Raw genomic sequence first — 24,810 nt, forward strand, 5'->3', positions numbered from 1 at the left:
TAATAGTAGGGGCAATATCCTGAATATTTAAGGTGATCAGCCATTACGGGAGGTCTGGCTAAGGAACATATCGCCCAATAAGGTAAATGAGTAGATGAATTACTTTATAACGTATACAGAAAATAATGGTTTTATGGATTGGTTTGATTGTTTTTGGCTAATAATGGCCATAATTTTAGACTATTTACGCTTAAAAAGAGCTTGTTTTGTGGATTTGCGTGACAATTTTTAAGTAATTATGGTTTTTTTGCTCCCTATTTTATGATTTATACTTTCAGTCATTTAGGCCGAAAAAACAATGCCCGATTAGGCTGCAACCATATTGCATATCTGCCGATATGGTCTATCTTTGCAACACAATTTTTATCAGGCTTTTGCTTTTACCATGGTTATAAACACAATTATCTGGGACCCGAATGATGCGATTATCGATCTGGGATTTTTTGCTTTGAGGTATTATTCACTCTGCTTTTTACTGGCTTTCGTGTCCAGTTATATCGTGGTGAAAAAACAGTTTATAAAATATAAACTGGATGTCGCCCTGATGGATTCGCTGACCATCTATGTGGTACTGGGTACATTGATTGGAGCCAGACTGGGACATTGTCTTTTTTATGACTTTGCCTATTATTCCCAGCATCCGCTGGAGATCATTTTGCCATTTACTTTTACACCTGAATTTAAAATCACAGGTTTTCAGGGCTTGGCCAGTCACGGTGGTGGATTGGGAATCATGCTGAGCTTAATTCTCTTTAGCAGGAAGTTCGGGATTAAATTATGGTTTATGCTTGACCAGATTGCCTTGGTTGTACCTTTGGCAGGAGCTTTTATCCGTTTGGGAAACCTGATGAACTCTGAAATTATCGGGAAGCCTACAGATGTAAGCTGGGCTTTTGTTTTTCTAAGAGATGACAATATTCCGCGCCATCCTGCACAGCTGTATGAAGCTATTGCCTATGTTTTAATTTTCGGCTTTGTTTATCTGATGATAAACAGGTTCCCTAAACCTTCAGGCTTCTACTTTGGTATGGTTATCTTCCTTATTTTCTGTTTCCGTATCGCGGTGGAGTTTATTAAAGAAGATCAGTCGGCCTTTGAAGCGGGAATGCTGTTGAATATGGGGCAAATCCTGAGTATTCCATTTATACTCACTGGCTTATGGATCATGTACCTGAAAAATGGAAAGAAAGGAATCGTAGCATCAGAAGAGGTTAGGCGATAGCTACCTTTTTTGATTTATTTCTTGTACTGAATATCCAGGTTAACAGTAAACACAGGAAAAATCCTATTAATGCAAGGAATGCACCTACATATTCCGGTGAGGTATATCCGAAACCTGCTGCGATAGGTAAACCCCCAAGAAAAGCGCCAAGGGCATTTCCCATGTTTGCACTCGCCTGCATCGTGGATGATGCCAGCATCTCTGCGCCTTTTGCAGACCGGATCATCAGCATTTGCATAGGAGCAATCACGGCGAAAGCTAGTCCGCCAGTAATGAAAGTAAGCAGGATAGCTACAGGTTGAATGTGACTGGTCAGCGCCACTAAAATAAGGACACCTACCATAATGATCAGCAGGTAGCTGGTGGTTTTAAGCGGAGAGAAGCGATCTGCCAGACGGCCGCCTGCAAAATTACCGACAGCCATACCCAAACCGGCAATCACCATGATCGGAGTCATCATATTTTCGTCAAAGCGGGCAACTTCAGTCATTAGTGGAGCGATATAACTGATCCATGCAAATAATCCGCCTGTACCAATTGCAGAAATACCGGTAATGATCCAAAATTCTGATTTTTTAAATACTTTGGCACTTTCAGAGAACTTGGTGTCTGATTGGGATGGCAGCATGGGCAACCAGCGCTTTATACTTGCGGCAGTGATTAATGCCATCGCAGAGATGATGATAAAAGAAATTCTCCAGCTGACGTTATGGCCTATAAAGGTACCCAGGGGAACACCTATGATATTGGCTATTGTTAATCCGGCAAACATGACGGAAACGGATTTTGCCTCACTTCCAGGGTCTGCTAATTTACTGGCAACCACTGCACCTATACCAAAAAAGGCCCCATGGGGAAGTCCCACCAGAAATCTTGAAATGAGCAATAAGGTATAGGTCGGAGCCACGGAGAACAGGAGGTTACCCGCGGCGACACTGATCATCAAACCGATAAGCACTCTTTTTGGCGGGTATTTTCCCAGTATCCCAACCATTACCGGAGCACCGATAATTACGCCGAGGGCATAAATTGCAATGAGGTGTCCTGCATCCGGAATAGATACCGATAGTGATTTTGCGACGTCGGGTAATACGCCCATCATCATGAATTCTGTCATTCCCAGACTAATACCGCCCAAACAAAGGGTAATCAGGCTTGTTTTGGTATTGGAGATCAGTTTCAATATTTTCATGAGCGCATCAATTTTTTGCAAAGATACGATTGTTGCCCTACTAAATGGATTTAATCGATTATATGATACTGATATGAAATTTCAAGAAGGTCAGTTTTTAATTGCTCCCAGTCTTCAATTTCATTCACCAGAGATAGGACCATTTCCTTCGTCAGGGGTTCATGATTGAAAATTGCTTTTACTGTATCCAGGGGAATACCGGTGTCAACATAACTTCCTGCATAATAGGCAGAGGCCCAATTGATATAAGTCTGAGGGATTCCATCCAGTGCAGATAAGAGCTCTTCAGAGAAATCGTCTTCTTCAGAAAGCTGGCCTGTGGTCCAGTTTCCATCTGTATCTGTCCACAAACAAAAAGTAGTCCCTGAGGAATTTACGGGTTCACCAAAAATGAATTCATGATACACAGGAGGAAGTAGATGTGTTACCTTCTCTTTATGATGTTGATTTGCGTCACTGCTGTACCCATTAATGACTGTACCTTCTGCTCTGAAAAGAATCAGCATTTGTCCGCCTTCACCATTCCTCATTTCGAAAAATTCTTCATTTTCACTCCAGTTGTGGTCAAAAGAGTAATAACGATAAATCCATTCCTGTGAAAATATAGCATCCAGGACTGCCATTGCTTTGCAACTGGCTTTTAACTTTTTGGCGTCGGGTAACGACTGCATATGTTTTGTAGAGATCATTTGAATAGGCTGTAACCATACCTTTCCCATGGATGAAAGTATGGGGGGCTGCCCGCTAAGATATTTGTTTTTCTTTAATAAAATGATCAGCCCCACAAGAAAAGGTATGCAGCCAAAGATCTCCACAGGTTATTCTTCCAGGGAGGAGACTTTTTTTAAACGTACTTCTTTACCCTTTTCAATGCGATAACCGTATTCATAGCAAAAAATATATTTCATATCCTCTTCATCTGTCTCCTGATGGGTATAGTACCTGAAATCAAATCCAGCGGCGGTCAGGATATCTACAGTGAGAGACAGCTTTTTTCGGGCAACAAACTTCTCCAATATAAGTTTGTTGCGGTTTAATATCTTATTTATCTTTCGCATCCACATGTTTTTTCCTTTGTTAATGCTGTTGTTAAATTCGCTGCGGCAATAATGGTCGCAAAATTTCTTATCTATCCTTCCTGTAATTAATGTCCCGCAGGCCAAGCAGTATTTCTCCATTTGATATATTGAATTATTTCCAAAATGTATAGCTATTTTCATTAGGGTAGTTAATTATTCGGATATAATCGTTTAATTCTCTATTGCTGGACTTTCTCTTCTTCATATTTGCCTATGTCTTATTTACAGTTAGCGAATAAAATAGTAATCTGATAGAAAAATGGAAAGAATTAAAAACAGCGTGCGTTTGACAGGTTTTGCCGGTATGGATCCGGTACTGGTCAACTTTGCCAATGAAAAGAAGATGGCGAGATTAAGTCTGGGGGTGAATGAATTTTATAAGAACAGTTTGGGAGAGGCTGTTGACCATACGCAATGGTTTAACCTTATTTTCTGGAATCAAAAGGTTGATCTGGTTGAAAATCTGGTGAAGAAAGGTTCTGCGATGCGTATTGAAGGAAAGCTGTCTACACAAACGTATACAGATAAAAATGGCGAGCAGCGCTACATTACGGAAATCATTGTCAACCAGTTGGAAGTTGTAGATAAATATGATTTATAGGCGGATGGATTATTTTTGGAAGTTGACGGTCAGACCACCGTAGAAATTTCTTGTCGCGGCAGCATTGAGATAACGTCCTCCGGCGGCATTCAAATCGTTTCCTAAACTATATTTGCTGTCGAAGATATTATCCGCACCTGCAAATATCTCTAAGGGGATACCTGCAATGGAAAGACTTTTCCAGCCGATCCTGCCCTGCATTAAATGGTATTCATTCGCATAAACGGTATTTGCATCTGTGAGTGGAATCCTTGACGAATAGGTATGTTGTAGAAAGAGGTTAAAATGTTCAGATAGCTGTACACTGATACTGCTGGTGATCATATTTTTGGGAACTCCGGTTAAGGATTTTCCAGAAAGATTTACACTGCGGTCGAAATAGTCGTCGAATGTAAAACGACTTAAGGTGTAAGCACTGCTCAACTGAAGTCCCTGTATAAAATGACTTTGGTTGGGTGTAATGATGGTTCCTGACAGCGAGGTTTCCAATCCCCATTGTTTGGTTCCGCCGGCATTAATGAAGTAATCTGTGTCATTTTCATTTGCTCTTCTTACAATCGCATTTTTTAAACGATAATAGAAGCCAGTGACATCCAGGATGAACCGTTGCCCTGCAGCCTGATATTTCAGCCCTGTTTCATAATTCCAGCCGTTTTCGGGCTGTAAATCCACATTGATGATATTGTCCGAAGCCCTGATTTCTGAAAGGGTAGGGGGAGAGTATCCTCTGCTGACAGATCCGCGAAGAGATACTTCCGGCACAAGCAGATAAGAGAGTGCCAGGCGGGGCATTATCTGGGTGTTGAAGCTGTTTGTCTTTTCTGCAATGATTTCAGGATAAGTGCTTTCATAGCTATAACGGTATAAATTGGCACTGGCAGACAATTCAATGAACAACTTTTCTTTAAGGTCTGCATGCAGATGTGCAAAGGCAAAGTTGGTTGCTGCATGCAGCTGATCAGCAGCTGTCAATGTACCGGCCTCACCAAAATTATTTCCCCGGTTGCTGAAATCTGTATGTGTACCCGCACCTTCAAGACCAAGATTAAACTGCCAGTTTACATCAGTGGTCTTTTTTTCATAAGAAACATAGGTTCTTATTCCCAGTGTAAACTCCTTACGGTGTTCGTAATTGGTAATAAAAGGATTTTTAAAATCAGTATACGAACCGAATACGGCGGTTACCTGCTTGAAATTTGAATTGATATTCCAGGTATTGGAGATCCCCGCGAAACCAGTCTTGCTATAGATACCCGCCTGCTGTTCTACAGCACTGCGAATTTCCCCGGCTGCGGGTCTTGACCATGCTGGGTTCAAAGCATACTGCGCTGCCGTTAATCCCCCGGGCGTCTCATAATGTAAATCGGAATAAAAGAAAAGTGCCTTTAAATTGCTGCTGCGGGAATAGTCCCATTGCTGGCTCAACTGGATATACTTGCGTTCCATTCCGCTGTGGTCACGGTAGCCATTACTACGCTGATAAGCCTGGGTGAGGTTGAACCTATATTTTTTCCAGGTCTTACCCAAAGAAAGATGCTGGCGGAACAATCCAAAAGAACCTCCTGTGACATTTAAAGCTACGCTGTTAGGGGATGTTGTTCCCGTTTGAGGACTGTTGATGAGGATGACACCTCCGGAATTTGCCCCATACAGACTGCTTTGCGGGCCTTTTAGTATCTGGATACTACCTGCAGCAGCAACATCAAGTGCATTCAGATAACTGTTGCCCCCTGCATCGGTAAGCGGGAAATCATCAAAATAGATTTTTACATTCCTTATCCCGAAAGGAGACCTTAACAAGCTTCCGCGTATAGAGAGACGGTAGCTTCCAGGTGACCTTTCTTCCATCCGTAATCCCGCAATGGTATTCATTGCTGCAACGAATGATTGGGGAAGCTGTTTTTCAAGTGCCGTTGCATCAATGATGTCAACAGCACCTGTAGCTCTTAATAAAGATTGTGGACTAAAATAGGGTTTAATGACCACCTCTTTTAATTTCTTTGAGGTATCCTGTTTGGCCTGACCATAAGCAAGAAGAGAAAACGAAAGGAGGAAAAGTGTTAGCCTGTTCTTCATTTATTTTGCTGCAACCCTCCATACGGTACTGCTGACATCATCGGCAACTAATAAAGCACCGTCTTTGGCTACAGCCACACCTACAGGGCGGCCATATACTTCACTTTTGCTTTCATCTGCAATAAATCCCGTTAAAAAGTCTTCCATTTTTCCCTGTGGTTTTCCATCTTTGAATTTAACCATCCCCACTTTATAACCGGCTAGTTTTGATCTGTTCCAGGAGCCATGCTGGCCAATAAATGCTGCTCCCTGGTATTGGTCAGGAAATGCTTTACCAGTATAAAAGGTAAGTCCCAATGATGCTGTATGAGATCCTACGGCAAGATCAGGGACTATGGCCGATTTTACCAGTTCAGGATGTTGACCTTTCATTCTTGGGTCTTCATGCTGTCCATAATAAGAATATGGCCAACCATAGAAACCACCATCTTGGACACTGGTAATGTAATCAGGAACAAGGTCGTCGCCCAATCCGTCGCGTTCATTCACTGCTGTCCATAAGGTGGAAGTTCCCGGCGCCCAGGCAACACCGACAGGATTACGCAACCCTGATGCATAGATACGCTCCCCTGTTCCGTCAGGATTAACTTCCAGAATATTTGCCCTGCGCAATTCATGTTCCATTCCATTTTCACCAACATTGCTGCCAGATCCTACAGTAATATATATTTTAGAGTTATCTGCGTTGGCAATCAGGTTTCTTGTCCAGTGATTGTTATATCCGCCGGCTGGCAGGCTAAGAATTTTTTTACCTGTGCCACTGATCTTTGTATCTCCAGTTTGATAAGGGTATTGATACAGACCATCCGTATTCGCGACATAAAAGCTTTTTCCTATGATCAACACCCCGTATGGCTGGTCGAGACCGCTAAGGAAGGTGGTTTGTAAGTCAAACTTGCCATCGTTATTGCTATCCCTGTACAGCATCACGGTATTGGCACTTGATCCCCCAACTTCCGCTTTAGCTTTGCCGCTTAAGGCATTGGCTATTTTCTCCTTTGTATTGCGTTCAGAGTTGGAGAGTACCACCAGGATATCGCCATTTGGTGCAATGTATATATTTCTGGGACTTTTGATTTTTGTAGCAAACTTTGTCACGGTAAAACCTGCAGGGGCAACAGGTGTTTTGCCTTCTGGCCATCCTATGACCTTGCTGAAATTATTTTTAGCAGCATTGGTATCTGGTGCAGGTAAATTCAGGGCATTTTCAGTCGTGTCTGTAATCGTACTATCTGTTCCTGTGGTGTTTTCCTTATTTTCAGAATTACAGGCCATAAAGAAAGGTACTGCAGCAAAGAGTAAGAGGTATTTTTTCATAGTTATCTTTTAAACGCTTATCAAATATATTCCTGATAGTTTAAACAACGTATGGATAAAGATGTTTGGCTATTCAGGCGATGTGTGGAAACTATTCTGATGCTGTAAGGGGGGATTGTGATATTCCAAAAGCAAAAACGAATGTCTTTTCATTATCATCAACTAGCGGTATACTTTTGCATAAAACAGCCTCCTGTTCAGTGAAGACCAGGAGGCTGTTTTTGTGTAGGATAGAAAAGCAGGATTAAGCTAATCTTGCCTGTAAATTCTCGTCAATTGCAGCCAGGAATTCTTCAGTATATAAATAATCCTTACCGTGTTCAACTTTATTGCCATGGATACAAACAGCTAGATCTTTAGTCATCTTTCCACTTTCTACAGTTTCAATACAAACCTGCTCTAAAGTATGGCAGAAATTGATCAATTCCTGGTTATTGTCTAATACACCACGGAATTCAAGGCCCCTTGTCCATGCAAAAATAGAAGCAATAGGGTTGGTAGAAGTTGGCTTTCCAGCTTGGTGGTCACGGTAATGACGTGTAACGGTACCATGTGCAGCTTCTGCTTCCATAGTTTTTCCGTCTGGTGTAACCAATACAGAAGTCATTAAACCCAATGAACCGAAGCCTTGTGCAACAGTATCAGATTGAACATCACCATCATAATTTTTACAAGCCCAAACAAAGTTACCATTCCATTTAAGAGCGGAAGCCACCATGTCATCAATTAAACGGTGCTCATATGTGATACCTGCTTCTTTGAATTTCGCTAAGAAATCATTTTCATATATTTCCTGGAAGATATCTTTAAAACGGCCATCATATTTTTTAAGGATAGTGTTTTTTGTAGATAAATATAAAGGCCATTTTTTGATCAATGCCTGGTTGAAACATGCATGTGCAAAGCCACGGATACTCTCGTCAGTGTTGTACATAGCCAAAGCAACACCGTCACCCTGGAAGTTATACACATCGAATGACTGGACTTCACCACCATCTTCCGGTGTAAATGTCAGGGTAAGCTTTCCTTTACCTTTAGTTACCAGGTCAGTTGCACGGTACTGATCGCCAAAAGCATGACGGCCGATACAAATTGGTGCTGTCCAGTTGGGTACTAAACGGGGAACGTTGCTCATGACAATAGGCTCACGGAAAACAGTACCATCAAGGATATTACGGATGGTTCCGTTTGGTGATTTCCACATTTGTTTTAAGCTGAATTCTTTTACACGGTCCTCATCAGGAGTAATGGTAGCGCATTTGATACCAACACCGTATTTTTTGATAGCTTCAGCAGCATCGATAGTCACCTGATCATTAGTTTCATCACGGTATTCTACACCAAGATCATAATATTTAATATCAAGATCTAGATAAGGTAAAATCAATTTATCCTTAATGAATTTCCAGATGATGCGGGTCATTTCATCACCATCTAGTTCTACAACTGGCTGGGCTACTTTAATTTTTTGTACAGACATATTATGGTTTCAATTTAACTTATTCTAACAAAGATATAAAATTTGAAGTTTTTCGCCACATCCGCTGCTTGTTTACAAAAACAAATATTAATTAAGTAACGTTATATTGACATAAACCACAATGTTATGGCTAGCAATACAGAAAATGATAAAAGGGCAATGGATAAATTGCACAATTCCGATCTAGGGGAGACGAAAGACTTCAATGAGTTGTCCTATGACAAAGAAAAAAACAGCTATGAGCTGGACGTGAAAGGGCCGGATAAAGATTACGACCATCCGCTTCCCTATGAAACTACTGCAGCGAATGGCGGTGACGATAATTCTGATTATGATGAGGCAAATCCATATATTGGAGATGAATACACAGGTAAAAAAAATAAGAAAGAAGCCAGACTGGATGATTTTGGAATGCACATTGATGATGGTGATATCCTGAAATTAAATGCTGAAGATGAATTCCTGGCGCGGACCCCTGAAGATGAGCGCACGGATCTGGATGAAGAAGGTTATCCGGTGAACGATGCCCCTAAAATCAGGAAATAAGCTTTTAAGGGAGCAGATCGAGATTAAACCGTTTGCGCATTTCTGCTAGCTTGGGGTTTTTCTCTACCAGATACTGATATTTTTCAATACTGGTATACAATCTGTTTTCGAGCTTGCTTTCTACTTTTTTAGTCACAATACCCAATTCAAAGTTTTTAAGACTTGTTCTCAGGAAATTCAGGAACTCGACCTGTTCATTCTGAAGAATGCTTTCCTGTGCGCCGTTCGTAATCAGGACTGTAATTTCATTGGGTTTTGTTAAGATCGGCTCGTTCGAAGTCAGTATGGTATAAAAGTTAATTTTGTTCTCTTCCTTAACTTTCTGGATATACGTTTTCCATAAAACCATGAGTTGCTCATGTGTAAAGGATTCCTTGTCATCCCCAAAAACATATTTTGGTTCATCGCTTTCAATGCCACCAGACAGGCTTGTCAATGAGGTGAGCGAAGGGATTAATGTTCCCACGGTTGCCGCTCCTGAAGGATTGGGTTTCAGGACAATTTTATTGGCAGGGTTGGCGTGTGAATTGGTCTTTGGCCGTTCAACTTCGATTGCCGGTAATTCCGGCATCACTGGGACTACCGGAATATCTTGTGTGTGCCTGGTTGCCTGCGGTACGGTTGGGGTACCGACCGTTGTATTTGGCAGAGGTAAAGTTTCAGGTCTTTCTCCCGCTCTAGCCTCTTCAGTTTTTACATTAGTTTTTTTTTTAATCTGATCCTGGTCAGTTGCAGTAAGCGGGGTTTGTGCGAGCTGAAGCACCGATGGAATGTGGCACATCTTAATGAGTGACAGTTCTACCTGTAACCGTTGGTTTTTACTGTTTTTATAAGTCAGGTCACATTGGTTGGCCAGGTTCAGTGCGGTTAAGATAAAGGAGACTGATGTCTGCTGACTTTGCGAAATATATTTCTGTTTAATATTTTCACTCACTTCAAGAAGTTTGACTGTCTGGGGATCTTTTCCAACAAGGAGGTTCCTGAGGTGACTTGCCAATCCATTGATAAAGTTATTTCCGTCAAAACCATTGTTCAGTATCTCGTCGAACAGGACAAGTGCCAGACTTACATTTGCGCTTGTCAGGTATTGCGTAAGCTTAAAATAATAATCGTAATCAAGGATATTTAAGTTGTCGATGACCGATTTATAAGTCAGGTTTTTATTGGTATAGCTAACAATCTGGTCAAACATCGATAAAGCATCACGTAAACCACCGTCAGCCTTTTGGGCAATGATATGTAAACCATCTGCTTCCACTGCGATGCTTTCCCGTTGTGCAATTTTATTCAATAAACCAGCAATGTCTTCCACCTGGATCCTATTGAAATCAAAGATCTGACAGCGTGACAGGATCGTAGGTAATATTTTATGTTTTTCTGTAGTCGCTAAAATAAATATGGCATAAGAAGGCGGTTCTTCCAATGTCTTCAGGAAGGCATTGAAGGCATTTGCTGAAAGCATGTGTACCTCATCAATAATATATATTTTATACTTTCCTGCCTGTGGGGGGATCCTGACCTGATCAATTAGACTGCGGATATCGTCTACAGAGTTATTTGAAGCCGCATCCAGTTCATGAAAATTGAAAGAATGGCCGGTCTGGAAAGAAACACAGGAATCGCATACACCACATGCCTCTACTTCAGGTGTTAGATTGGTACAGTTAATCGTCTTGGCAAGGATCCTGGCGCAGGTTGTTTTTCCTACTCCCCTTGGCCCACAAAATAAAAATGCCTGTGCCAGTTGGTTGTTTTTGATCGCATTTTTTAAAGTTCCGGTGATATGGTGTTGCCCCACAACAGTCTCAAAAGTTGCTGGACGGTATTTTCTGGCCGATACAATAAAATTCTCCATCGCAGCGAAATTAGAGATTTTTTATGGAGCTTGGATGATTTTTGGTAAATAAAATATAGGCGATGGGATTAATTATTTTATAATCACTGTGGTAAAATAAATCAGGCCTGTTCCAGATGAGGATGGAGCAAAAAGAATGAAAATAATCGCATAGGAATTTGCGAAAAAAAGTTTGGAGTGACATGAATTACAATTAACTTAGCCGCCTTAATGTTATACTTATTATATGAAACGCTTTCTTTTCGGCTTAATGCTTGTTACCCCATTTTTATCACTTGCTCAATCTAATTTCCAACAAGGATATGTTGTAACCAACTCCAAAGATACCTTAATGGGATATGTCAATTACAAGGAACGTACAATCAATCCAAGTGTATTCAATTTTAAAACCCAGTCCGGGGATATGATCAAGTATACGGTAAACAATTGCTCTGCCTATGCGATAGACAATATGGATAGTTTTGAGCGGTATGCAGTGGGGATTAGCCAAAGCCGGGTCAGCCCTTCTGAACTTTCGTCTGGTCCTGACACTACTCAGCTTACAGATACTGTATTTTTGAAAGTTTTACAGAGAGGAGAGAACCTAACGCTGTTTTCCTACACGGATAAAATAAAGGAGAGATTTTATATCCTGGAAAAGGGACAGTCCAAACCCTACGAATTGATTAGGCAACTTTATTTCAGGCGTGATCAACCTTCAACGATCGTAACAGATGATAAATACCAGCGCCAGCTACTCCTTGTGATGAGAAAGTTCAAAAATGAAACTGCTGAAGAGGAGAAAAAACTGGCGAGGTTAAATTATAAAGCACACGAGCTAAAAAAACTGGTGGCTTATTTAAATGGGCAGGAAATCGAAAAGTCGAAGTACAAAAAAGTGAGGTATTTTGCCGGAGCAGGAATATCGTTGACCCAGGCTAAATATTCAGGAGACAATGCCTTGGCTTATCCGGATGTAAAGAGTAAAACTTCCTATATGCCTTATGTAACTGTGGGTGCTGATGTTTTTGTCAACCCTGCAATCAGAAGGTTGGTTTTCAGAACGGAACTCACGTTCCTGATGAGCAAAAATGAAAATTCCGCACATGTCGCTGAACCGGAGTCTTTCGTAAAGCATACTTTCGATCAGAAGTCCTTAATTTTTACCCCACAAATCATCTATCACGTGTATAATGCCGATAATATTAAAGCTTTTCTCGGGATGGGTGTAGGATTCAGCTTTTCCAGTTATTCCAATAACCTCCATATCACGGATATAAATTATGGCGCTGTTAAAGCGCATTATGAGCGGAAAGACTATGTTGAATTGGAAAAGTTCAACTTTGTGTTTCCAGTTACAGCGGGTGTGACGCTGAATAAAAGAATTGAGATCGTTGGCGGTTATCAGTTTCGTTCGTCAATCACCCGGTACGTATATTATTCCATCAGCATGGAGCGATACCGTATTGGGGTTAATTACCTGTTTGGCAAGCATTAAATCTTTTGATTTATAGAAATTTATTCTTAAGTTTGCAACCCCGTAGTAAATATGGGATTTAACATAAAATAATCATAACAATGAATCAGTACGAAACTGTTATCGTTCTAACCCCGTTGTTGTCAGAAGAAGTTGCGAAAGAAACATTAGCGAAATTCAGCAAAATCATTACTGACAGCGGAGCCGAAATTGTTCAAGAGGACAATTGGGGTTTGAGAAAATTAGCGTATCCGATTGAAAAAAAAGCAAGCGGATTTTTCCACCTTACAGAGTACAAATCTTCAGGTGAATTAATTAACAAGTTGGAATTAGAACTAAAACGCGATGAGCGTGTTCTACGTTTCTTAACCATTAGATTAGACCGTCACGCGGTTGCCTATAATGAGAAGAAACGCAGTGGTGCTTTTAACAAAAAACCTAAGAAAGAGGAGGCTGCAGCATAATGGCTAAAGATCAGATACAATATGTTACCGCTCCAAAAGTGGACGATAACAGAAAAAAATATTGCCGTTTCAAAAAGAATGGTATTAAATATATTGATTATAAAGACGCAAACTTTTTATTGAAATTCATCAATGACCAGGGTAAAATTTTACCACGCCGTTTAACCGGTACTTCATTGAAATTTCAACGTAAAGTGGCTCAAGCGGTAAAACGTTCTCGCCACATTGGTTTGTTACCTTTCGTTGCTGACCAATTAAAATAGGAGCTGAGACATGGAAATTATATTAAAACAGGACATCAAATCTCTTGGAGAGAAAGATGATATTGTAAACGTAAAGCCTGGTTACGGTCGTAACTACCTTATCCCACAAGGATTCGGTGCTTTAGCTACACCATCTGCTAAAAAAGTATTGGCAGAAAACTTAAAGCAAGCTGCTTTTAAACAAGATAAAATTAAGAAAGATGCTGAAAGTATCGCTACACGTTTAACTGATGTTAAACTGTCTATCGGTGCTAAAGCTGGTGAAACAGGTAAGATTTTTGGTGCTGTAAACACGATCATGATTGCTGAAGCATTAAAACAACAAGGTTTTGATGTTGACCGTCGCCGTATCACTTTCGAAACTGAACCTAAATTTGTTGGTGAATATGTTGCCAACTTAAACTTGCACAAAGAAGTGAAAGTTAAAGTTCCTTTCGAAGTTGTAGCTGAGTAATCTTCTTACACCTATAAAAAAAGCGTCCTGATCAATCAGGACGCTTTTTTTATGCCTTAATTATTTTTTCTAAAGGCCTCTCCTTCTTTTTGACCTGTTTTCGTCGATAATCCTCCTGATCTCTTTGATGTCACTTTTAGAGAAACCATGAACTTCAACCTTATTGCCATTGTGGAATAAGCGGAGGGTAGAGAAACCAATCATAGGTGAATCTACTTCAATAGCTGTAATATCTTCATAGTTCAGATACTTGGAGTCGCCGCTGAACAAGCCCGGAGCTTTAATCTCAACGTTATTTTCTTCTAAATAGATCTCCGCAGGAAAAACCTTGTTTCCTTCTGAGAGTCTCGATGCTGTAAATTTCATTATTCTAATCTGAGTAAAAATACAGACAAAGCTAATCAAATTCTCAGACCTAATCCTGTTGTATATCAATTACAGCAGCTGGCATTTTTTGAATTTACATTTCTTGCTTTTTATTAACTTTGGGCGATGGCCGGAAAAATAAGAAGCAATAAACAGTCGAAGCGATTTAATCTTAAGGTTTTACGTGCATTGGCCTGGCGGGTGCTGCTGTACTTTCTGATGGTGACGGTACTGTGGGTGCTCGCCTACCGGTTTATCAATCCGCCAATTACCGTGTTGATGGTGATGCGTAATGTAGAGCGTAAAGCCGATGGGAAAGCGTTTAAGATAGAGAAAGACTGGGTAGATCTGCAGGATATATCAACCGCAATACAAAGAGCTGCCGTTGCCGGAGAAGATCAGCTTTTTGTTCATCATGCCGGCTTTGACATGAAAGCCATCAGCAGGGCTTATTCTTCCAACAAGGATGGAAGTAAAGTGAGGGGAGGAAGTACCATTTCACAACAGACGGCAAAGAATGTGTTCCTCTGGCCTGGAAGATCATGGGTAAGGAAAGGTTTTGAAGCCTATTTCACCATTTTAATAGAACTGTTATGGGGTAAGGAGCGTATCCTCGAAGTATACCTGAATGTGATCGAGATGGGAGACGGTATTTATGGAGCTGAAGCTGCAGCACAGGCTTATTATGGGAAATCCTGTACGGAATTGACCCGGGCACAGGCGGCTATGATTGTCGCTTGTTTTCCTAATCCTTTACGCTGGACACCATTGCATCCAACACGTTACATCAGGCACAGACAATACCTGATTATGCAAAATATCAGAAGATTGGGGCCGCTGAAGTTTTAGGCATCCGCGGACTAAAGCAGAGATGCAATCCATCTGAAAACGGTATGCCTAAAATAATTATTGATGGGCTGAAGCCATAATTATTTTAAGCAAAGGTTTTACCTCAGACCGGAGCCAGTATAAACAAGGAGATTTACAGTAAATCTGCAAATACTTTCTGGTGCCAGCTATCTTTAAAAGGAACTTCCCATTTGGTCTCGAACTCAGCAAGTGTTTGTACAAGATTGTTGAATACAATAGAATCCGGTGTAATCTTTTTAATGCTGATCAGCGTTTCAAAATCTTCTTTATTTACAGAGACTACTTTATCACCAACCTTATAGGCCATGTTAAAACGATTGAATAAATCAACACTGTATTCGATTTCCAGCCCTTTAATAATCCTCACTGATGCGTCAATAGAACATCCGGAAGCCCCGGCTGCAGACTCATCAACAATAAAGACAATGAAATAATGGTATAAAACTTCGGCCCTGGCCTGTAACTGGTGACCATGAGCTTTCCATTCTGAAGTAAAATGATTTAGTTGTTGCTGAATAGCACTAACTTCCTCATTACTGAACTCACGGTCACTCTGGTAGATCCAAACTTTAGATTGTGGAGAAAAACTCATAATACAAATTTAACATTTTATTTAAATTGAACTCTCAAAATAATAAACCTAATGAAAAAGTTTACATTTTCCTTGAAAATTGGCGTATTTATCTCATTATGTGTCATATCACTATCTTTTTCAGCAGATCCGGCAGCAGATGAGCTGGGGGAAATACAACAAAAACTAACAGACCATTATGATTTAATTTCAGGGCAGATCAAAAGATATGAGCTGAATATGACCAGTAACGGCTTTTGTCGTTATAAACGGTTTTTTAACAACGGGAAGATAGAATATTTCTCCTTTAACCTTTTAAAGTTTAAAAATATCGATTACCTGGGCAATACAGGCAATGGAATCTTATTTATGCGTACCCGGGGAGAGGATGTCATTGTACAGACTTATAATGACAAGCGTGGTGGGGATATCGACAGTATGGCCACTTACCTGACTATCCCCCTTAAAAATATGGAAGCTGAAGATCTGAATGAGCTGGAGCTGAAGATTCAGAAGATGAGTCTTGCCTTACGCCGATAGTAAACAAGGGTGTTTCTGCATAGCGTGTCGCGATGACAATCGTTGTTCCCTCTGCATGCTGATTGAACAGGTGTTCTACCAGCTCAGGATCATTGTTATCCTTTGACAGATGAGACAGCAGCAGATGACTTAAATTAACTGGCCTGAACTGATTGAACAAGTCGAGTGCCTGACGGTTGCTGAGATGTCCCATGCCACCGCTGATCCTTTGCTTCAGGTAATACGGGTAACTTCCGGTCTGCAGCAGTTCTTCATCATAATTGGCTTCCAGGAAAGCCGCATTACATTGTTGGAAATGTAGGCTCAGTTGCTCGCATACTTTACCCAGATCGGTAAAGACGCCTACTTTAACTGCTCCGCAGGAAACCATAAAACTATGCGGCTCTGCTGCATCATGTATTTTTGGAAAACAGGTGATATTAAGGGAACCGACTGCTATGACCTCATGGCTTGTGAAATTACGGATAAGGTTTTCCGGCAGACTTAATTTACTGTTACTGATCGTTCCATGACTGATATAGACAGGGATGCTGTATTTTTTCGCCATCACCGTTAAGCCGCGAATGTGATCTCCGTGTTCATGAGAAATGAAGATTGCCTTAACCCTGCCCATCGAAAGGCCCAGTTTAAGCATTCTCCTTTCTGTTTCCCGGCAGGAGATTCCAGCGTCTACCAGGATGGCTTCAGTGGAATTGCCCACATAATAACAATTCCCATTGCTGCCTGAATTCAGTGAAGTAATATATAGGGGATTACAATCCATTGGCCCTTGCTGTAATTTCTGCAATATCAAGTACCTCTACATTTTGCTCCTGATCTTTCATTTTCACCCCATCTTTCAGCATGGTCATGCAGAACGGACAGCCGGCAGCGATAATGTTCGGATTGGTTTCCAGGGCTTCCTCAATCCTTTCCATATTAATGTCTTTATCTCCTTTTTCAGGTTCCTTAAACATTTGTGCGCCACCTGCACCGCAACAAAGTCCGTTAGACTTGCAGCGTCTCATTTCCGTCAGTTGTGCATCAAGCAACTCCAGGGCTTCCCTTGGGGCTTCATACACGCCATTACCGCGACCTAAATAACAAGGGTCATGATAAGTTATCTTTTTACCTTTGAAGCTCTCACCGCCTTCTGCTTTCAGTTTTCCCTCATTAATCAGTCCCTGGATAAGCTGGGTATGGTGGATCACTTCATAGGTACCACCCAATGCCGGGTATTCATTTTTTAGCGTATTGAAGCAATGCGGACAACCGGTTACAATTTTTTTAATATTATAGGCATTCAGGACCTCTATATTGGTCATGGCCTGCATCTGGAAAAGAAATTCATTTCCAGCACGTTTCGCCGGATCACCGGTGCAGCTTTCTTCAGTGCCCAATACGGCATATTTCATTCCCACATGATGAAGGATCTTACAGATATCACGCGTTATTTTCTGTGCACGTTCGTCATAACTGCCTGCACAGCCCACCCAGAAAAGGATTTCCGGCTCTTCACCCCTGGCCATCATTTCAGCCATTGTAGGTACTTCTATATTAAATTTCCCGCTCATTATTCTTATGGAGTAATAAATTTAAATTAACTTTCCTTCGCCCAGTTCAACCTGTCGGCCGGAGAATATTTCCATGGGGCACCATTATTCTCAATGTTCCCAAGCATGGTATTGATACTTGCAGGAGCCTGGGATTCTTCCATTACGGCATACCGCCTTACTTCAGTAATAATCGCTAAGGGGTCAATATTGATCGGGCAGGCTTCAGTACAGGCATTACAACTGGTACAGGCCCATATTTCCTCTCTTGTGATATAATCATCAATCAGTGATTTTCCATCATCAAAACCTGGCCCGTTTTTATCCATGCTTTTCCCTACTTCCTCCATTCTGTCACGCGTGTCCATCATGATCTTGCGTGGAGAAAGCAATTTTCCTGTAAGGTTGGCAGGGCATACTGACGTACAGCGTCCACACTCCGTGCAGGTATAGGCATTCATCAGGTTTACCCAGGTCAGGTCATTCACATCTTTGGCACCAAAGCGGCCGGCTTCAGCTTCTGGAGGGGTGAAAGAAGGGTCGAGCATTGCCTTTACCTCATTGGTGACACTCTGCATATTCGTAAATTCCCCTTTCGGTTCCAGGTTGGAAAAATAAGTGTTCGGAAAAGCAAACAGGATGTGGAAGTGTTTGGAATAAGGCAGGTAGTTCAGGAAAGCAAATATGCCGATGATATGGAACCACCAGCAGCCTCTTTCTATCGCAATAAGGCTACCCTCTGAAACAGGAAGCAGGTGTTGTAGATACTGGCTTACAGGGAAAGCCCCAGCCTGGATATAGTGGCCTGCACCCAGGGCCTGCAGTTTTGCATCGGCAGCATTCATGATCAGAAAGGCTGACATCAGCAGGATCTCTGTGAACAGGATGTAGTTTGCATCCGATTTAGGCCAGCCGGTCATTTCCCTTGCCTGGAACCTTTTGAGTTTTAGAATATTCCTGCGGATCAGGAAAATTGCGCAGGATAACCATACGCCAAGGGCAAGGAATTCAAACCCGCCAATCAGGAAGTTGTAGAGGCTTCCAAGTCCCCCAAAAACACGGTGCGTTCCAAAAGCCCCGTCAATCATGATTTCGAGGACCTCCAGATTGATGATGACAAAGCCGATATAAACGATGAAATGCAGAACAGCAGGAATAGGGCGGACCACCATTTTAGTCTGACCGAGGGCAACTTTAATCATGGTGATCATCCTCTTTTTAGGCTGGTCAAACCTGTCGGCTGACCTTCCTAATTTAATATTCCGGATAACCTTCTTCAGATTGAAGCTAAACAGGGCAATTGCGGCTAGTGTAATTGCTATAAACAGAATTTGTGAAATCATTACCTGGTTAATCTTGATTTTGTGGCTAAGTTAAAAGAAATAGCGCAAACAAATTGCTATGCATGCATAAATTTGGGAATTTAGAGCTGTTTTAAATAAATTCTTATGATTAAATAAACTTTTTTAAAAAAAGGTTTTGTATTTGAAAAAAGAAACTATCTTTGCGCTCCCAACCGAGGGGAAACAAGGTTAAACTTGTTGAGATATGTTGGTGCGGTAGCTCAGTCGGTAGAGCAAAGGATTGAAAATCCTTGTGTCGGCGGTTCGATCCCGTCCCGCACCACTGCTGAAAAAGCCTGTTTTCATTTTAATGAAGACAGGCTTTTTTGCTTATAGCAGGTTGCCCAGTCAGTAGCGGATATCAGCCGGTAACCGTTGTAACTTTAAAGGCTTCTCTGTTTGAAGGTTATCTTAATGATGCAATGGGCTGCTGGTTTTATCTGCGTATAACCGTGTTGACATCGCATGATGCTGTTTTTTATACCGCAACAACATACCGAGCAGCCAGTTCAAAAGGAACAGGAGAACCGTAATCAAGGCCATAAAAATAGCATTACCTAAATGGCTGAGCAGAAAGGCCAGTACAATGATCAGTAAATTGGCCATCACCAGCAGGAGGGTTGTCTGAAGATGCGTCAATCCCAGATCCAGTAGGCGGTGATGGATATGGTTCCGGTCTGCTTTGAAGGGGGAATGGCCTTTTAAAATACGCAGTACAAATACCCGCATGGTATCAGCTATCGGTCCAATGAGGATAGCAATCGCTATTGCCGGAGCAGAACTGATGTCTGATTCCTCACTGCTGATGAATTTATTCGACTCTACAAAAGTAATCGCCATTACCGCAGAAATCAGCCCGATCATTAAGGAACCGGTATCTCCCATAAATATCCTTGCCGGACTAAGATTAAACCTGATGAAACCTGAAATTGCACCTGTGATGGTTAGGGATACCAAAGCCAGAGAATATTGATGGGTATAGAGGAATAAAGCGGCAAAGGCAAGGTGAACAACAATTCCTGTTATACCTGCCAGACCATCAATGCCATCAACGAGGTTAAAAGCATTGATCAGGAACATTATCGTCAACACTGAAAGCATGATACTGAAGGCATAATGGATGTCATAAACTCCAAAAAGGCCATACATACTGCTGAAACGAACTTCTCCCAATACCACGATGGTGGCTGCGGCAAGAAATTGGATGAAGAACTTTGTCGCAGGATTAACACCCAGGAGATCGTCTTTTAACCCCATGGCGAAGATCATCATACAGGCCGTCAACAGGTAGTTGATGGGAAGGCACTGATCCCTGATGTCAAATAATAATATCGTGATCATGAAACTGATAAATATGGCAATCCCCCCCAAACGTGGAATACTGTTTTGATGTTTTTTCCTTTGATGTCCGGGGTCATCATAGAAATTCCTGAATTTCGCTACATGTATGATTGAAGGGATAGTGAAGAACGTGACGCCAAAAGACGACAAGAGAACGACACAGCAGAACATCCAATGGTGACTCTTTAGATCGGAAACGGAGATTAATTCTGTCATAAGAGTGCAGCGCTGTGTTTAGACATAGAATTGTATAATTTTACGTAGCGGCTTAAGGGGGAGGCTTAACATCGGAATGCGCAGGTGATTTGCCCGCATGGCTTTCCAATCTCCTTTCCATGCATTGATCCTGTTCTTAAAAGTGCTGTTGCTTACCCCTCCGGTCACCATATTGACCGTCACCTTATTCAGGTAAGCCACCTTTACAGGTTTCCTGTACATGAACCTTAACATCAGTTCATAATCCGCTGCAGTCCCATAATTCAGTTGATAAAGTCCAAACTTGTCAAAACATTCTTTCCTTGCATAGAAGGTGGGATGAGGGGGCATCCAGCCGAAATTAAACCTGTTGCTGCTGAATTTTCCCGAACGCCATTTTCTGACCACTTCACCTTTTTTATTCAGGTAATCTAAATCTGTATAAACGATGTCAGTATCCGTACTTTCAAATAGCTGTGCGATATCACTCAGCACATGTTCGTTCGCGAAATAATCATCAGCGTTTAACATCCCCACAACACTTCCGGTTGCCATTTGTATTCCCTTGTTCATCGCATCATAAATACCCTGGTCTGCCTCCGATTTGAAGACACTGATCCCATCCATGTTGGCATTAATGATCTCAAGTGTCTGATCGCTAGAATTTCCATCAACAATGATGTGTTCAATATGCGCATAGGATTGCATCCTCACAGAATCTATACATTTCTGTATGGTTTCCGCTGCATTATAGCTGACTGTAACCAATGATATATTCACAATTTCAACGGCAAATTTATATAATATTATGATATATTTACAATTAATATTATAAATTAACAATTTAATTGTAATTTTGATAATTACTATAAGTTTGCGTTGCTGCGCAATTTTTTTCATTATATGCGGTTGTTCAATAAAAGTCTTTTTCTCTTCGTGCTTTTTATTTTTATTTTGGCTTGTTATTCTTGCAGTTATAAACAGCATCAGGTCTTTTTTGAAAAGAACAGCGGCCCTTACCTGACTAAAGACACCGGACAAATGAGGGAATATACCATCCATCCGCAGGATGTGTTGCAGGTAAGAAACCTGCAGCATAGAAAGTACATCGTTGATGAACCGGTTACAGTCTCCAGTGCAAAAGCTGAGGGTGGGAAGGATGAAGGGCAGACTTACCAGGTGGAAAATGATGGCACTGTCGCACTGCCCATTCTGGGGCATGTACAGGTAGGCGGACTGAGCAGGCATGAAGCGGCATTAAAAATTGAAAACCTCTACCGCAAGGAACTCAAAGATCCTATTATAGAATTGAAAATTATCAGTTTGAAAGTAACCTTACTGGGAGAGATCAATAAACAGGGCATTTACAACCTGATGAAAGACAAGACTTCGCTCATTGAGATGATTGGAGAAGGAGGAGGCTTGAATGAACGTGCGAATATCAAAAATATTAAGATTGTAAGGGGAGGAATGGACAATCCGCAGGTGATGGAGTTTGACCTCAGTGATGTCAGGACACTTTCAGATCCCCGGACGATACTCCGGCACAATGATATCATTTATATCACCCAGAATAAGCGGGCGGTGAACTCCGATAAACTGAAAAGTATGTCGGCTGTTCTGCAGCCTATTGTTGCCTTATTAAATACAGCATTGATCATTTATACCATCACCCGTTGATGCAGGAAAATAAAAGCGTTCAGAAAAAGCTGAACAACAGAGAAATTGATTACCTGAAAATAGCGGCTATACTATTCAGCCGGTGGTATATCCTTTTGGGAATGGTTTTGCTGGGCGTACTCTGTGCTTATTTGTATTTATGGTATACGCCCAAAACGTATGCAACATCAGGAATCATCAAATTTGAGGAAAAAAGGTCTGAAATATCAGACATGATCAATGTGATGAATAATTCAGGAAAGACAGCCTCCGGGCTGGAAAGTGAGCGATATATCCTGCAAAGCCAGGGCTTGCTGCTGAGTGCCATCAGAAAGCTGGACTACAGAATTTCCTTCTATAGTTCAGGTCGCATGCGGACTTATGATATTTATCCCAACAAGCCATTAAAGATTGATTTTCTGAAATTTGATACGCTGGATTTTTACCAGGATATCATTACTTACAAACCGCTGGATGAGCAGTATTTTCAGCTTTCCTGGAGCCAGGGAGACCGGCAAAATGTTAAGAAATTTCGCTACCATACCCCGGTCAACATAGGTAAGGTTTCCTTTACCCTGAAAAATCCTGGGAGTATACCTTCAAATACGGTTTATCAGTTCCGGTTTAACCAGCCAGCGCAGTTCTTAAACAGGGTTCGCCGGGGACTCCGTGCAGATGAGGCAATCAAAAATTCAAATGTGGTAACCATACAGCAAACAGATTCCAACCCCCAGTTTGCGGCAGATATTCTGAATGCCATGATGGACGAGTACCTGAATTATGACCGTGATCAGAAGACCAAGTCGGCCACCCAGATGATCCGCTTTATCAGCGAACAGCAGCAATACCTGTCTACCCAGGTCAAAGGAGCAGAGCGCTCCATGGAAAAACAAAAGCAGCAATCGGGCGTATTGGATGTAAGTGCCTCCTCCGGAGTTTTCCTGGCTAAAGTTACTGAACTTGAATCACAGCGCTCCTTATTGAAAATCCAGCTTATTGCGATTGATCAGCTCCATACACAAATGACAGACAAGAGGAGCAATGTCAGCCTGAATTTCAGCATGGAAGGAAATATTGACCCCTTGCTGGCCACCCTTATTGCGAATTTCAACAGTCTGCTGTCCGACAGAAATGTACTGCTAAAAACCTACAGCCCTTCTTCCCAGACAGTAGCTGATCTGGACAGGCAGATTGAACAGGTAAAAAATGCAGCCTTGCAAAATATCCGGGCCTCAGCACAGCGGATCAGGAAGAATATGGAATACCTGAACCAGCAGCTGTCACAGGCCAACAATCAGGTTTCAGCTCTTCCTGCTGCCGAAAGGGATATGGTGAGTTTGCGCCGGGATTTTGAAATCAGTGAGAAGGTATATTCTTTCCTTTCAGAGAAAAAACTAGAGGCACAAATCAATCGTTCTGCGATTATACCCGGTGCGACAATTATTGAGCATGCACAAGTGAATACCCATCCTGTAGCTCCTGTGGCCGCTGAAGTGTATCGCAGTGCGATCCTGTTGGGATTTTTAGGGGGAATAGGCATCATCATTTTGATCAGGTTATCAAACCCATATATTTATGATAAAGAATATGTGGAGCATACCACACATCAGCCGATCATTGGTGTCATCAATAAATTTCCGGATGAAATTGATGAAGACAGCTCCCAAATTCTGGCCTTGAGTAAATCACGTTCTGTATTTGCAGAATCGGTACGTGCTATACGTACCAACCTGAATTTCCTCGCTTCAGAGAAGAACAGTAAGGTCATCTGTGTGACATCGGAAGTCTCAGGAGAGGGAAAAACATTTGTGGCCATTAGCCTGGCAAGTACCCTGTCCCTGATTGATAAAAAAGTGGTGGTCATTGGGGCTGACCTGCGACGTCCGAAATTGCATAAAACTTTCGGATGCTCACCTGACAGGGGATTAAGTAATTATCTCATCAACCAGTGTACGGTTGATGAGATCATCCAGTGGGTGGAGAATAAGAATTTCGATTTTATCAGTTCGGGAATTATTCCACCAAACCCCTCAGAATTACTGAACAGTGAACGGATGTCAGGTTTACTGCAATTGCTCAAAGAAAGGTATGAAATTATAATAATTGATACCGCTCCCATAGGCCTGGTCTCAGATTCCATCCCGCTGATTCGCTGGAGTGATATCAACCTTTTCGTCATCCGCTATGGCAGGTCAACCTACCATGCCGCGTCTTTGCCGGATCGCCTTTCAGAAGAATATCATTTAACAAATATGCTGGTCGTTTTAAATGCTTTCGAAGAAAACCGCCTGCATGGTGGATTTTATAAAAAACGTGGAGATCATGGAACCCGGTATACCGATTACAGTGGCTATGAGAAGTCCGGGTATTACAGTAATGGAAAATAGG

At 41.6% G+C, this 24,810-nt stretch carries 25 protein-coding genes and 1 tRNA gene; 12 read left to right on the top strand and 14 right to left on the bottom strand.

Features of this window, described 5'->3' with window-relative positions; genetic code table 11:
• The first annotated feature begins 385 nt into the window (after positions 1-385).
• Entirely contained in the window at positions 386-1,222 is an 837-nt protein-coding gene (lgt, locus tag ACSBL2_RS03125) for a prolipoprotein diacylglyceryl transferase (RefSeq protein WP_442590217.1), read from the top strand.
• On the opposite strand, the gene ACSBL2_RS03130 is transcribed toward lgt, so the two are convergent.
• The 3 genes from ACSBL2_RS03130 to ACSBL2_RS03140 all read right to left on the bottom strand — a co-directional run bounded on the left by ACSBL2_RS03130 (position 1,212) and on the right by ACSBL2_RS03140 (position 3,592).
• A complete protein-coding gene (locus tag ACSBL2_RS03130) occupies positions 1,212-2,414 on the bottom strand; it encodes an MFS transporter (protein ID WP_442590218.1) in 1,203 nt (400 codons plus the stop codon). The two genes, lgt and ACSBL2_RS03130, sit on opposite strands and share 11 nt — an antisense overlap.
• Before the next feature lie 50 nt (positions 2,415-2,464).
• Positions 2,465-3,133 (bottom strand): hypothetical protein, encoded by a 669-nt coding sequence (locus ACSBL2_RS03135; protein WP_442590219.1) that lies wholly within the window; start codon positions 3,131-3,133, stop codon positions 2,465-2,467.
• Between the two features lie 99 nt (positions 3,134-3,232).
• Positions 3,233-3,592: a hypothetical protein gene (locus ACSBL2_RS03140; protein ID WP_442590220.1), complete on the bottom strand. Its 360-nt coding sequence runs from the start codon at positions 3,590-3,592 to the stop codon at positions 3,233-3,235.
• Positions 3,593-3,752: 160 nt separating this feature from the next.
• On the opposite strand from ACSBL2_RS03140, the gene ACSBL2_RS03145 reads away from it, so the two are divergent.
• Positions 3,753-4,094, top strand: a complete 342-nt coding sequence (locus ACSBL2_RS03145) for a single-stranded DNA-binding protein (RefSeq protein ID WP_442590221.1) — start codon at positions 3,753-3,755, stop codon at positions 4,092-4,094.
• Positions 4,095-4,103: 9 nt separating this feature from the next.
• On the opposite strand, the gene ACSBL2_RS03150 is transcribed toward ACSBL2_RS03145, so the two are convergent.
• From ACSBL2_RS03150 to ACSBL2_RS03160, 3 genes are all read right to left on the bottom strand, one after another.
• Complete coding sequence (locus tag ACSBL2_RS03150) at positions 4,104-6,170, bottom strand: TonB-dependent receptor family protein (protein WP_442590222.1); 2,067 nt, start codon at positions 6,168-6,170, stop codon at positions 4,104-4,106.
• Positions 6,171-7,487 carry a PQQ-dependent sugar dehydrogenase gene (locus ACSBL2_RS03155; protein WP_442590223.1) on the bottom strand — a complete coding sequence of 439 codons (1,317 nt, stop codon included), beginning with the start codon at positions 7,485-7,487 and terminating at the stop codon, positions 6,171-6,173.
• 244 nt (positions 7,488-7,731) lie between these two features.
• On the bottom strand, positions 7,732-8,967 hold the full coding sequence (locus ACSBL2_RS03160; RefSeq protein ID WP_442590224.1) for an isocitrate dehydrogenase (NADP(+)): 1,236 nt from the start codon (positions 8,965-8,967) through the stop codon (positions 7,732-7,734).
• 126 nt (positions 8,968-9,093) lie between these two features.
• Between ACSBL2_RS03160 and ACSBL2_RS03165 the strand changes: the two genes are divergently transcribed.
• Positions 9,094-9,513, top strand: coding sequence for a hypothetical protein (locus ACSBL2_RS03165; RefSeq protein ID WP_442590225.1), 420 nt, complete (start codon positions 9,094-9,096; stop codon positions 9,511-9,513).
• Between the two features lie 4 nt (positions 9,514-9,517).
• Here ACSBL2_RS03165 and ACSBL2_RS03170 read toward each other — a convergent pair whose 3' ends face one another.
• A complete protein-coding gene (locus tag ACSBL2_RS03170) occupies positions 9,518-11,368 on the bottom strand; it encodes a DNA polymerase III subunit gamma/tau (RefSeq protein WP_442590226.1) in 1,851 nt (616 codons plus the stop codon).
• A gap of 226 nt (positions 11,369-11,594) precedes the next feature.
• Here ACSBL2_RS03170 and ACSBL2_RS03175 point away from each other — a divergent pair, with 226 nt between their 5' ends.
• The 4 genes from ACSBL2_RS03175 (at position 11,595) to rplI (ending at position 14,005) form a co-directional block, all read left to right on the top strand.
• Positions 11,595-12,845 carry a hypothetical protein gene (locus ACSBL2_RS03175; protein ID WP_442590227.1) on the top strand — a complete coding sequence of 417 codons (1,251 nt, stop codon included), beginning with the start codon at positions 11,595-11,597 and terminating at the stop codon, positions 12,843-12,845.
• 80 nt (positions 12,846-12,925) lie between these two features.
• The gene (gene rpsF, locus ACSBL2_RS03180; protein WP_442590228.1) at positions 12,926-13,288 is read left to right on the top strand and encodes a 30S ribosomal protein S6; all 363 of its coding nucleotides are present in this window, start codon (positions 12,926-12,928) and stop codon (positions 13,286-13,288) included.
• Entirely contained in the window at positions 13,288-13,551 is a 264-nt protein-coding gene (rpsR, locus tag ACSBL2_RS03185) for a 30S ribosomal protein S18 (protein ID WP_008244392.1), read from the top strand. The genes rpsF and rpsR overlap by 1 nt, the downstream gene beginning before the upstream one ends.
• Before the next feature lie 10 nt (positions 13,552-13,561).
• Positions 13,562-14,005, top strand: coding sequence for a 50S ribosomal protein L9 (rplI, locus tag ACSBL2_RS03190; protein ID WP_442590229.1), 444 nt, complete (start codon positions 13,562-13,564; stop codon positions 14,003-14,005).
• 69 nt (positions 14,006-14,074) lie between these two features.
• Here rplI and ACSBL2_RS03195 read toward each other — a convergent pair whose 3' ends face one another.
• A complete protein-coding gene (locus tag ACSBL2_RS03195; protein ID WP_442590230.1) occupies positions 14,075-14,371 on the bottom strand; it encodes a hypothetical protein in 297 nt (98 codons plus the stop codon).
• Between the two features lie 126 nt (positions 14,372-14,497).
• On the opposite strand from ACSBL2_RS03195, the gene mtgA reads away from it, so the two are divergent.
• Positions 14,498-15,220 carry a monofunctional biosynthetic peptidoglycan transglycosylase gene (gene mtgA, locus ACSBL2_RS03200; RefSeq protein ID WP_442590231.1) on the top strand — a complete coding sequence of 241 codons (723 nt, stop codon included), beginning with the start codon at positions 14,498-14,500 and terminating at the stop codon, positions 15,218-15,220.
• A 133-nt stretch (positions 15,221-15,353) separates the two neighbouring features.
• Here mtgA and ACSBL2_RS03205 read toward each other — a convergent pair whose 3' ends face one another.
• The gene (locus tag ACSBL2_RS03205; RefSeq protein WP_442590232.1) at positions 15,354-15,833 is read right to left on the bottom strand and encodes an ABC transporter ATPase; all 480 of its coding nucleotides are present in this window, start codon (positions 15,831-15,833) and stop codon (positions 15,354-15,356) included.
• 51 nt (positions 15,834-15,884) lie between these two features.
• On the opposite strand from ACSBL2_RS03205, the gene ACSBL2_RS03210 reads away from it, so the two are divergent.
• On the top strand, positions 15,885-16,352 hold the full coding sequence (locus tag ACSBL2_RS03210) for a hypothetical protein (RefSeq protein WP_442590233.1): 468 nt from the start codon (positions 15,885-15,887) through the stop codon (positions 16,350-16,352).
• Here the strand turns inward: ACSBL2_RS03210 and ACSBL2_RS03215 are convergent.
• From ACSBL2_RS03215 to ACSBL2_RS03225, 3 genes are read right to left on the bottom strand one after another with little or no spacing between them, the layout of a single operon-like run.
• The gene (locus ACSBL2_RS03215) at positions 16,276-17,115 is read right to left on the bottom strand and encodes an MBL fold metallo-hydrolase (RefSeq protein WP_442590234.1); all 840 of its coding nucleotides are present in this window, start codon (positions 17,113-17,115) and stop codon (positions 16,276-16,278) included. The genes ACSBL2_RS03210 and ACSBL2_RS03215 overlap by 77 nt on opposite strands.
• A complete protein-coding gene (locus ACSBL2_RS03220) occupies positions 17,105-17,905 on the bottom strand; it encodes a (Fe-S)-binding protein (RefSeq protein ID WP_442590235.1) in 801 nt (266 codons plus the stop codon). The genes ACSBL2_RS03215 and ACSBL2_RS03220 overlap by 11 nt, the downstream gene beginning before the upstream one ends.
• Before the next feature lie 26 nt (positions 17,906-17,931).
• A complete protein-coding gene (locus tag ACSBL2_RS03225; RefSeq protein WP_442590236.1) occupies positions 17,932-19,227 on the bottom strand; it encodes a 4Fe-4S dicluster domain-containing protein in 1,296 nt (431 codons plus the stop codon).
• Between the two features lie 210 nt (positions 19,228-19,437).
• On the opposite strand from ACSBL2_RS03225, the gene ACSBL2_RS03230 reads away from it, so the two are divergent.
• Positions 19,438-19,510: transfer RNA gene (locus ACSBL2_RS03230), tRNA-Phe, on the top strand.
• A gap of 128 nt (positions 19,511-19,638) precedes the next feature.
• On the opposite strand, the gene ACSBL2_RS03235 is transcribed toward ACSBL2_RS03230, so the two are convergent.
• Positions 19,639-20,784, bottom strand: coding sequence for an MraY family glycosyltransferase (locus tag ACSBL2_RS03235; RefSeq protein ID WP_442590237.1), 1,146 nt, complete (start codon positions 20,782-20,784; stop codon positions 19,639-19,641).
• 18 nt (positions 20,785-20,802) lie between these two features.
• Positions 20,803-21,543 carry a glycosyltransferase family 2 protein gene (locus tag ACSBL2_RS03240; protein ID WP_442590238.1) on the bottom strand — a complete coding sequence of 247 codons (741 nt, stop codon included), beginning with the start codon at positions 21,541-21,543 and terminating at the stop codon, positions 20,803-20,805.
• A 174-nt stretch (positions 21,544-21,717) separates the two neighbouring features.
• On the opposite strand from ACSBL2_RS03240, the gene ACSBL2_RS03245 reads away from it, so the two are divergent.
• Complete coding sequence (locus ACSBL2_RS03245) at positions 21,718-22,443, top strand: polysaccharide biosynthesis/export family protein (RefSeq protein WP_442590239.1); 726 nt, start codon at positions 21,718-21,720, stop codon at positions 22,441-22,443.
• Positions 22,443-24,809, top strand: a complete 2,367-nt coding sequence (locus tag ACSBL2_RS03250; protein ID WP_442590240.1) for a polysaccharide biosynthesis tyrosine autokinase — start codon at positions 22,443-22,445, stop codon at positions 24,807-24,809. The genes ACSBL2_RS03245 and ACSBL2_RS03250 overlap by 1 nt, the downstream gene beginning before the upstream one ends.
• The last annotated feature ends 1 nt before the right edge of the window (position 24,810 follow it).

It is taken from the genome of Pedobacter sp. AW31-3R (genome assembly GCF_052180285.1).
Classification (GTDB): Bacteria; Bacteroidota; Bacteroidia; order Sphingobacteriales; family Sphingobacteriaceae; genus Pedobacter.

Excerpts from the sequence above, each read along its gene's own strand:
- ACSBL2_RS03165 (WP_442590225.1), top strand. The coding sequence starts at position 9,094 with ATGGCTAGCAATACAGAAAATGATAAAAGGGCAATGGATAAATTGCAC.
- ACSBL2_RS03155 (WP_442590223.1), bottom strand. The coding sequence starts at position 7,487 with ATGAAAAAATACCTCTTACTCTTTGCTGCAGTACCTTTCTTTATGGCC.
- ACSBL2_RS03170 (WP_442590226.1), bottom strand. The coding sequence starts at position 11,368 with ATGGAGAATTTTATTGTATCGGCCAGAAAATACCGTCCAGCAACTTTT.
- ACSBL2_RS03140 (WP_442590220.1), bottom strand. The coding sequence starts at position 3,592 with ATGGAGAAATACTGCTTGGCCTGCGGGACATTAATTACAGGAAGGATA.
- ACSBL2_RS03160 (WP_442590224.1), bottom strand. The coding sequence starts at position 8,967 with ATGTCTGTACAAAAAATTAAAGTAGCCCAGCCAGTTGTAGAACTAGAT.
- ACSBL2_RS03135 (WP_442590219.1), bottom strand. The coding sequence starts at position 3,133 with ATGGGAAAGGTATGGTTACAGCCTATTCAAATGATCTCTACAAAACAT.
- ACSBL2_RS03145 (WP_442590221.1), top strand. The coding sequence starts at position 3,753 with ATGGAAAGAATTAAAAACAGCGTGCGTTTGACAGGTTTTGCCGGTATG.
- ACSBL2_RS03205 (WP_442590232.1), bottom strand. The coding sequence starts at position 15,833 with ATGAGTTTTTCTCCACAATCTAAAGTTTGGATCTACCAGAGTGACCGT.
- ACSBL2_RS03150 (WP_442590222.1), bottom strand. The coding sequence starts at position 6,170 with ATGAAGAACAGGCTAACACTTTTCCTCCTTTCGTTTTCTCTTCTTGCT.
- lgt (WP_442590217.1), top strand. The coding sequence starts at position 386 with ATGGTTATAAACACAATTATCTGGGACCCGAATGATGCGATTATCGAT.
- ACSBL2_RS03210 (WP_442590233.1), top strand. The coding sequence starts at position 15,885 with ATGAAAAAGTTTACATTTTCCTTGAAAATTGGCGTATTTATCTCATTA.
- mtgA (WP_442590231.1), top strand. The coding sequence starts at position 14,498 with ATGGCCGGAAAAATAAGAAGCAATAAACAGTCGAAGCGATTTAATCTT.
- rplI (WP_442590229.1), top strand. The coding sequence starts at position 13,562 with ATGGAAATTATATTAAAACAGGACATCAAATCTCTTGGAGAGAAAGAT.
- ACSBL2_RS03130 (WP_442590218.1), bottom strand. The coding sequence starts at position 2,414 with ATGAAAATATTGAAACTGATCTCCAATACCAAAACAAGCCTGATTACC.
- ACSBL2_RS03195 (WP_442590230.1), bottom strand. The coding sequence starts at position 14,371 with ATGAAATTTACAGCATCGAGACTCTCAGAAGGAAACAAGGTTTTTCCT.
- rpsR (WP_008244392.1), top strand. The coding sequence starts at position 13,288 with ATGGCTAAAGATCAGATACAATATGTTACCGCTCCAAAAGTGGACGAT.
- ACSBL2_RS03175 (WP_442590227.1), top strand. The coding sequence starts at position 11,595 with ATGAAACGCTTTCTTTTCGGCTTAATGCTTGTTACCCCATTTTTATCA.
- ACSBL2_RS03215 (WP_442590234.1), bottom strand. The coding sequence starts at position 17,115 with ATGGATTGTAATCCCCTATATATTACTTCACTGAATTCAGGCAGCAAT.
- ACSBL2_RS03220 (WP_442590235.1), bottom strand. The coding sequence starts at position 17,905 with ATGAGCGGGAAATTTAATATAGAAGTACCTACAATGGCTGAAATGATG.
- rpsF (WP_442590228.1), top strand. The coding sequence starts at position 12,926 with ATGAATCAGTACGAAACTGTTATCGTTCTAACCCCGTTGTTGTCAGAA.
- ACSBL2_RS03250 (WP_442590240.1), top strand. The coding sequence starts at position 22,443 with ATGCAGGAAAATAAAAGCGTTCAGAAAAAGCTGAACAACAGAGAAATT.
- ACSBL2_RS03235 (WP_442590237.1), bottom strand. The coding sequence starts at position 20,784 with ATGACAGAATTAATCTCCGTTTCCGATCTAAAGAGTCACCATTGGATG.
- ACSBL2_RS03225 (WP_442590236.1), bottom strand. The coding sequence starts at position 19,227 with ATGATTTCACAAATTCTGTTTATAGCAATTACACTAGCCGCAATTGCC.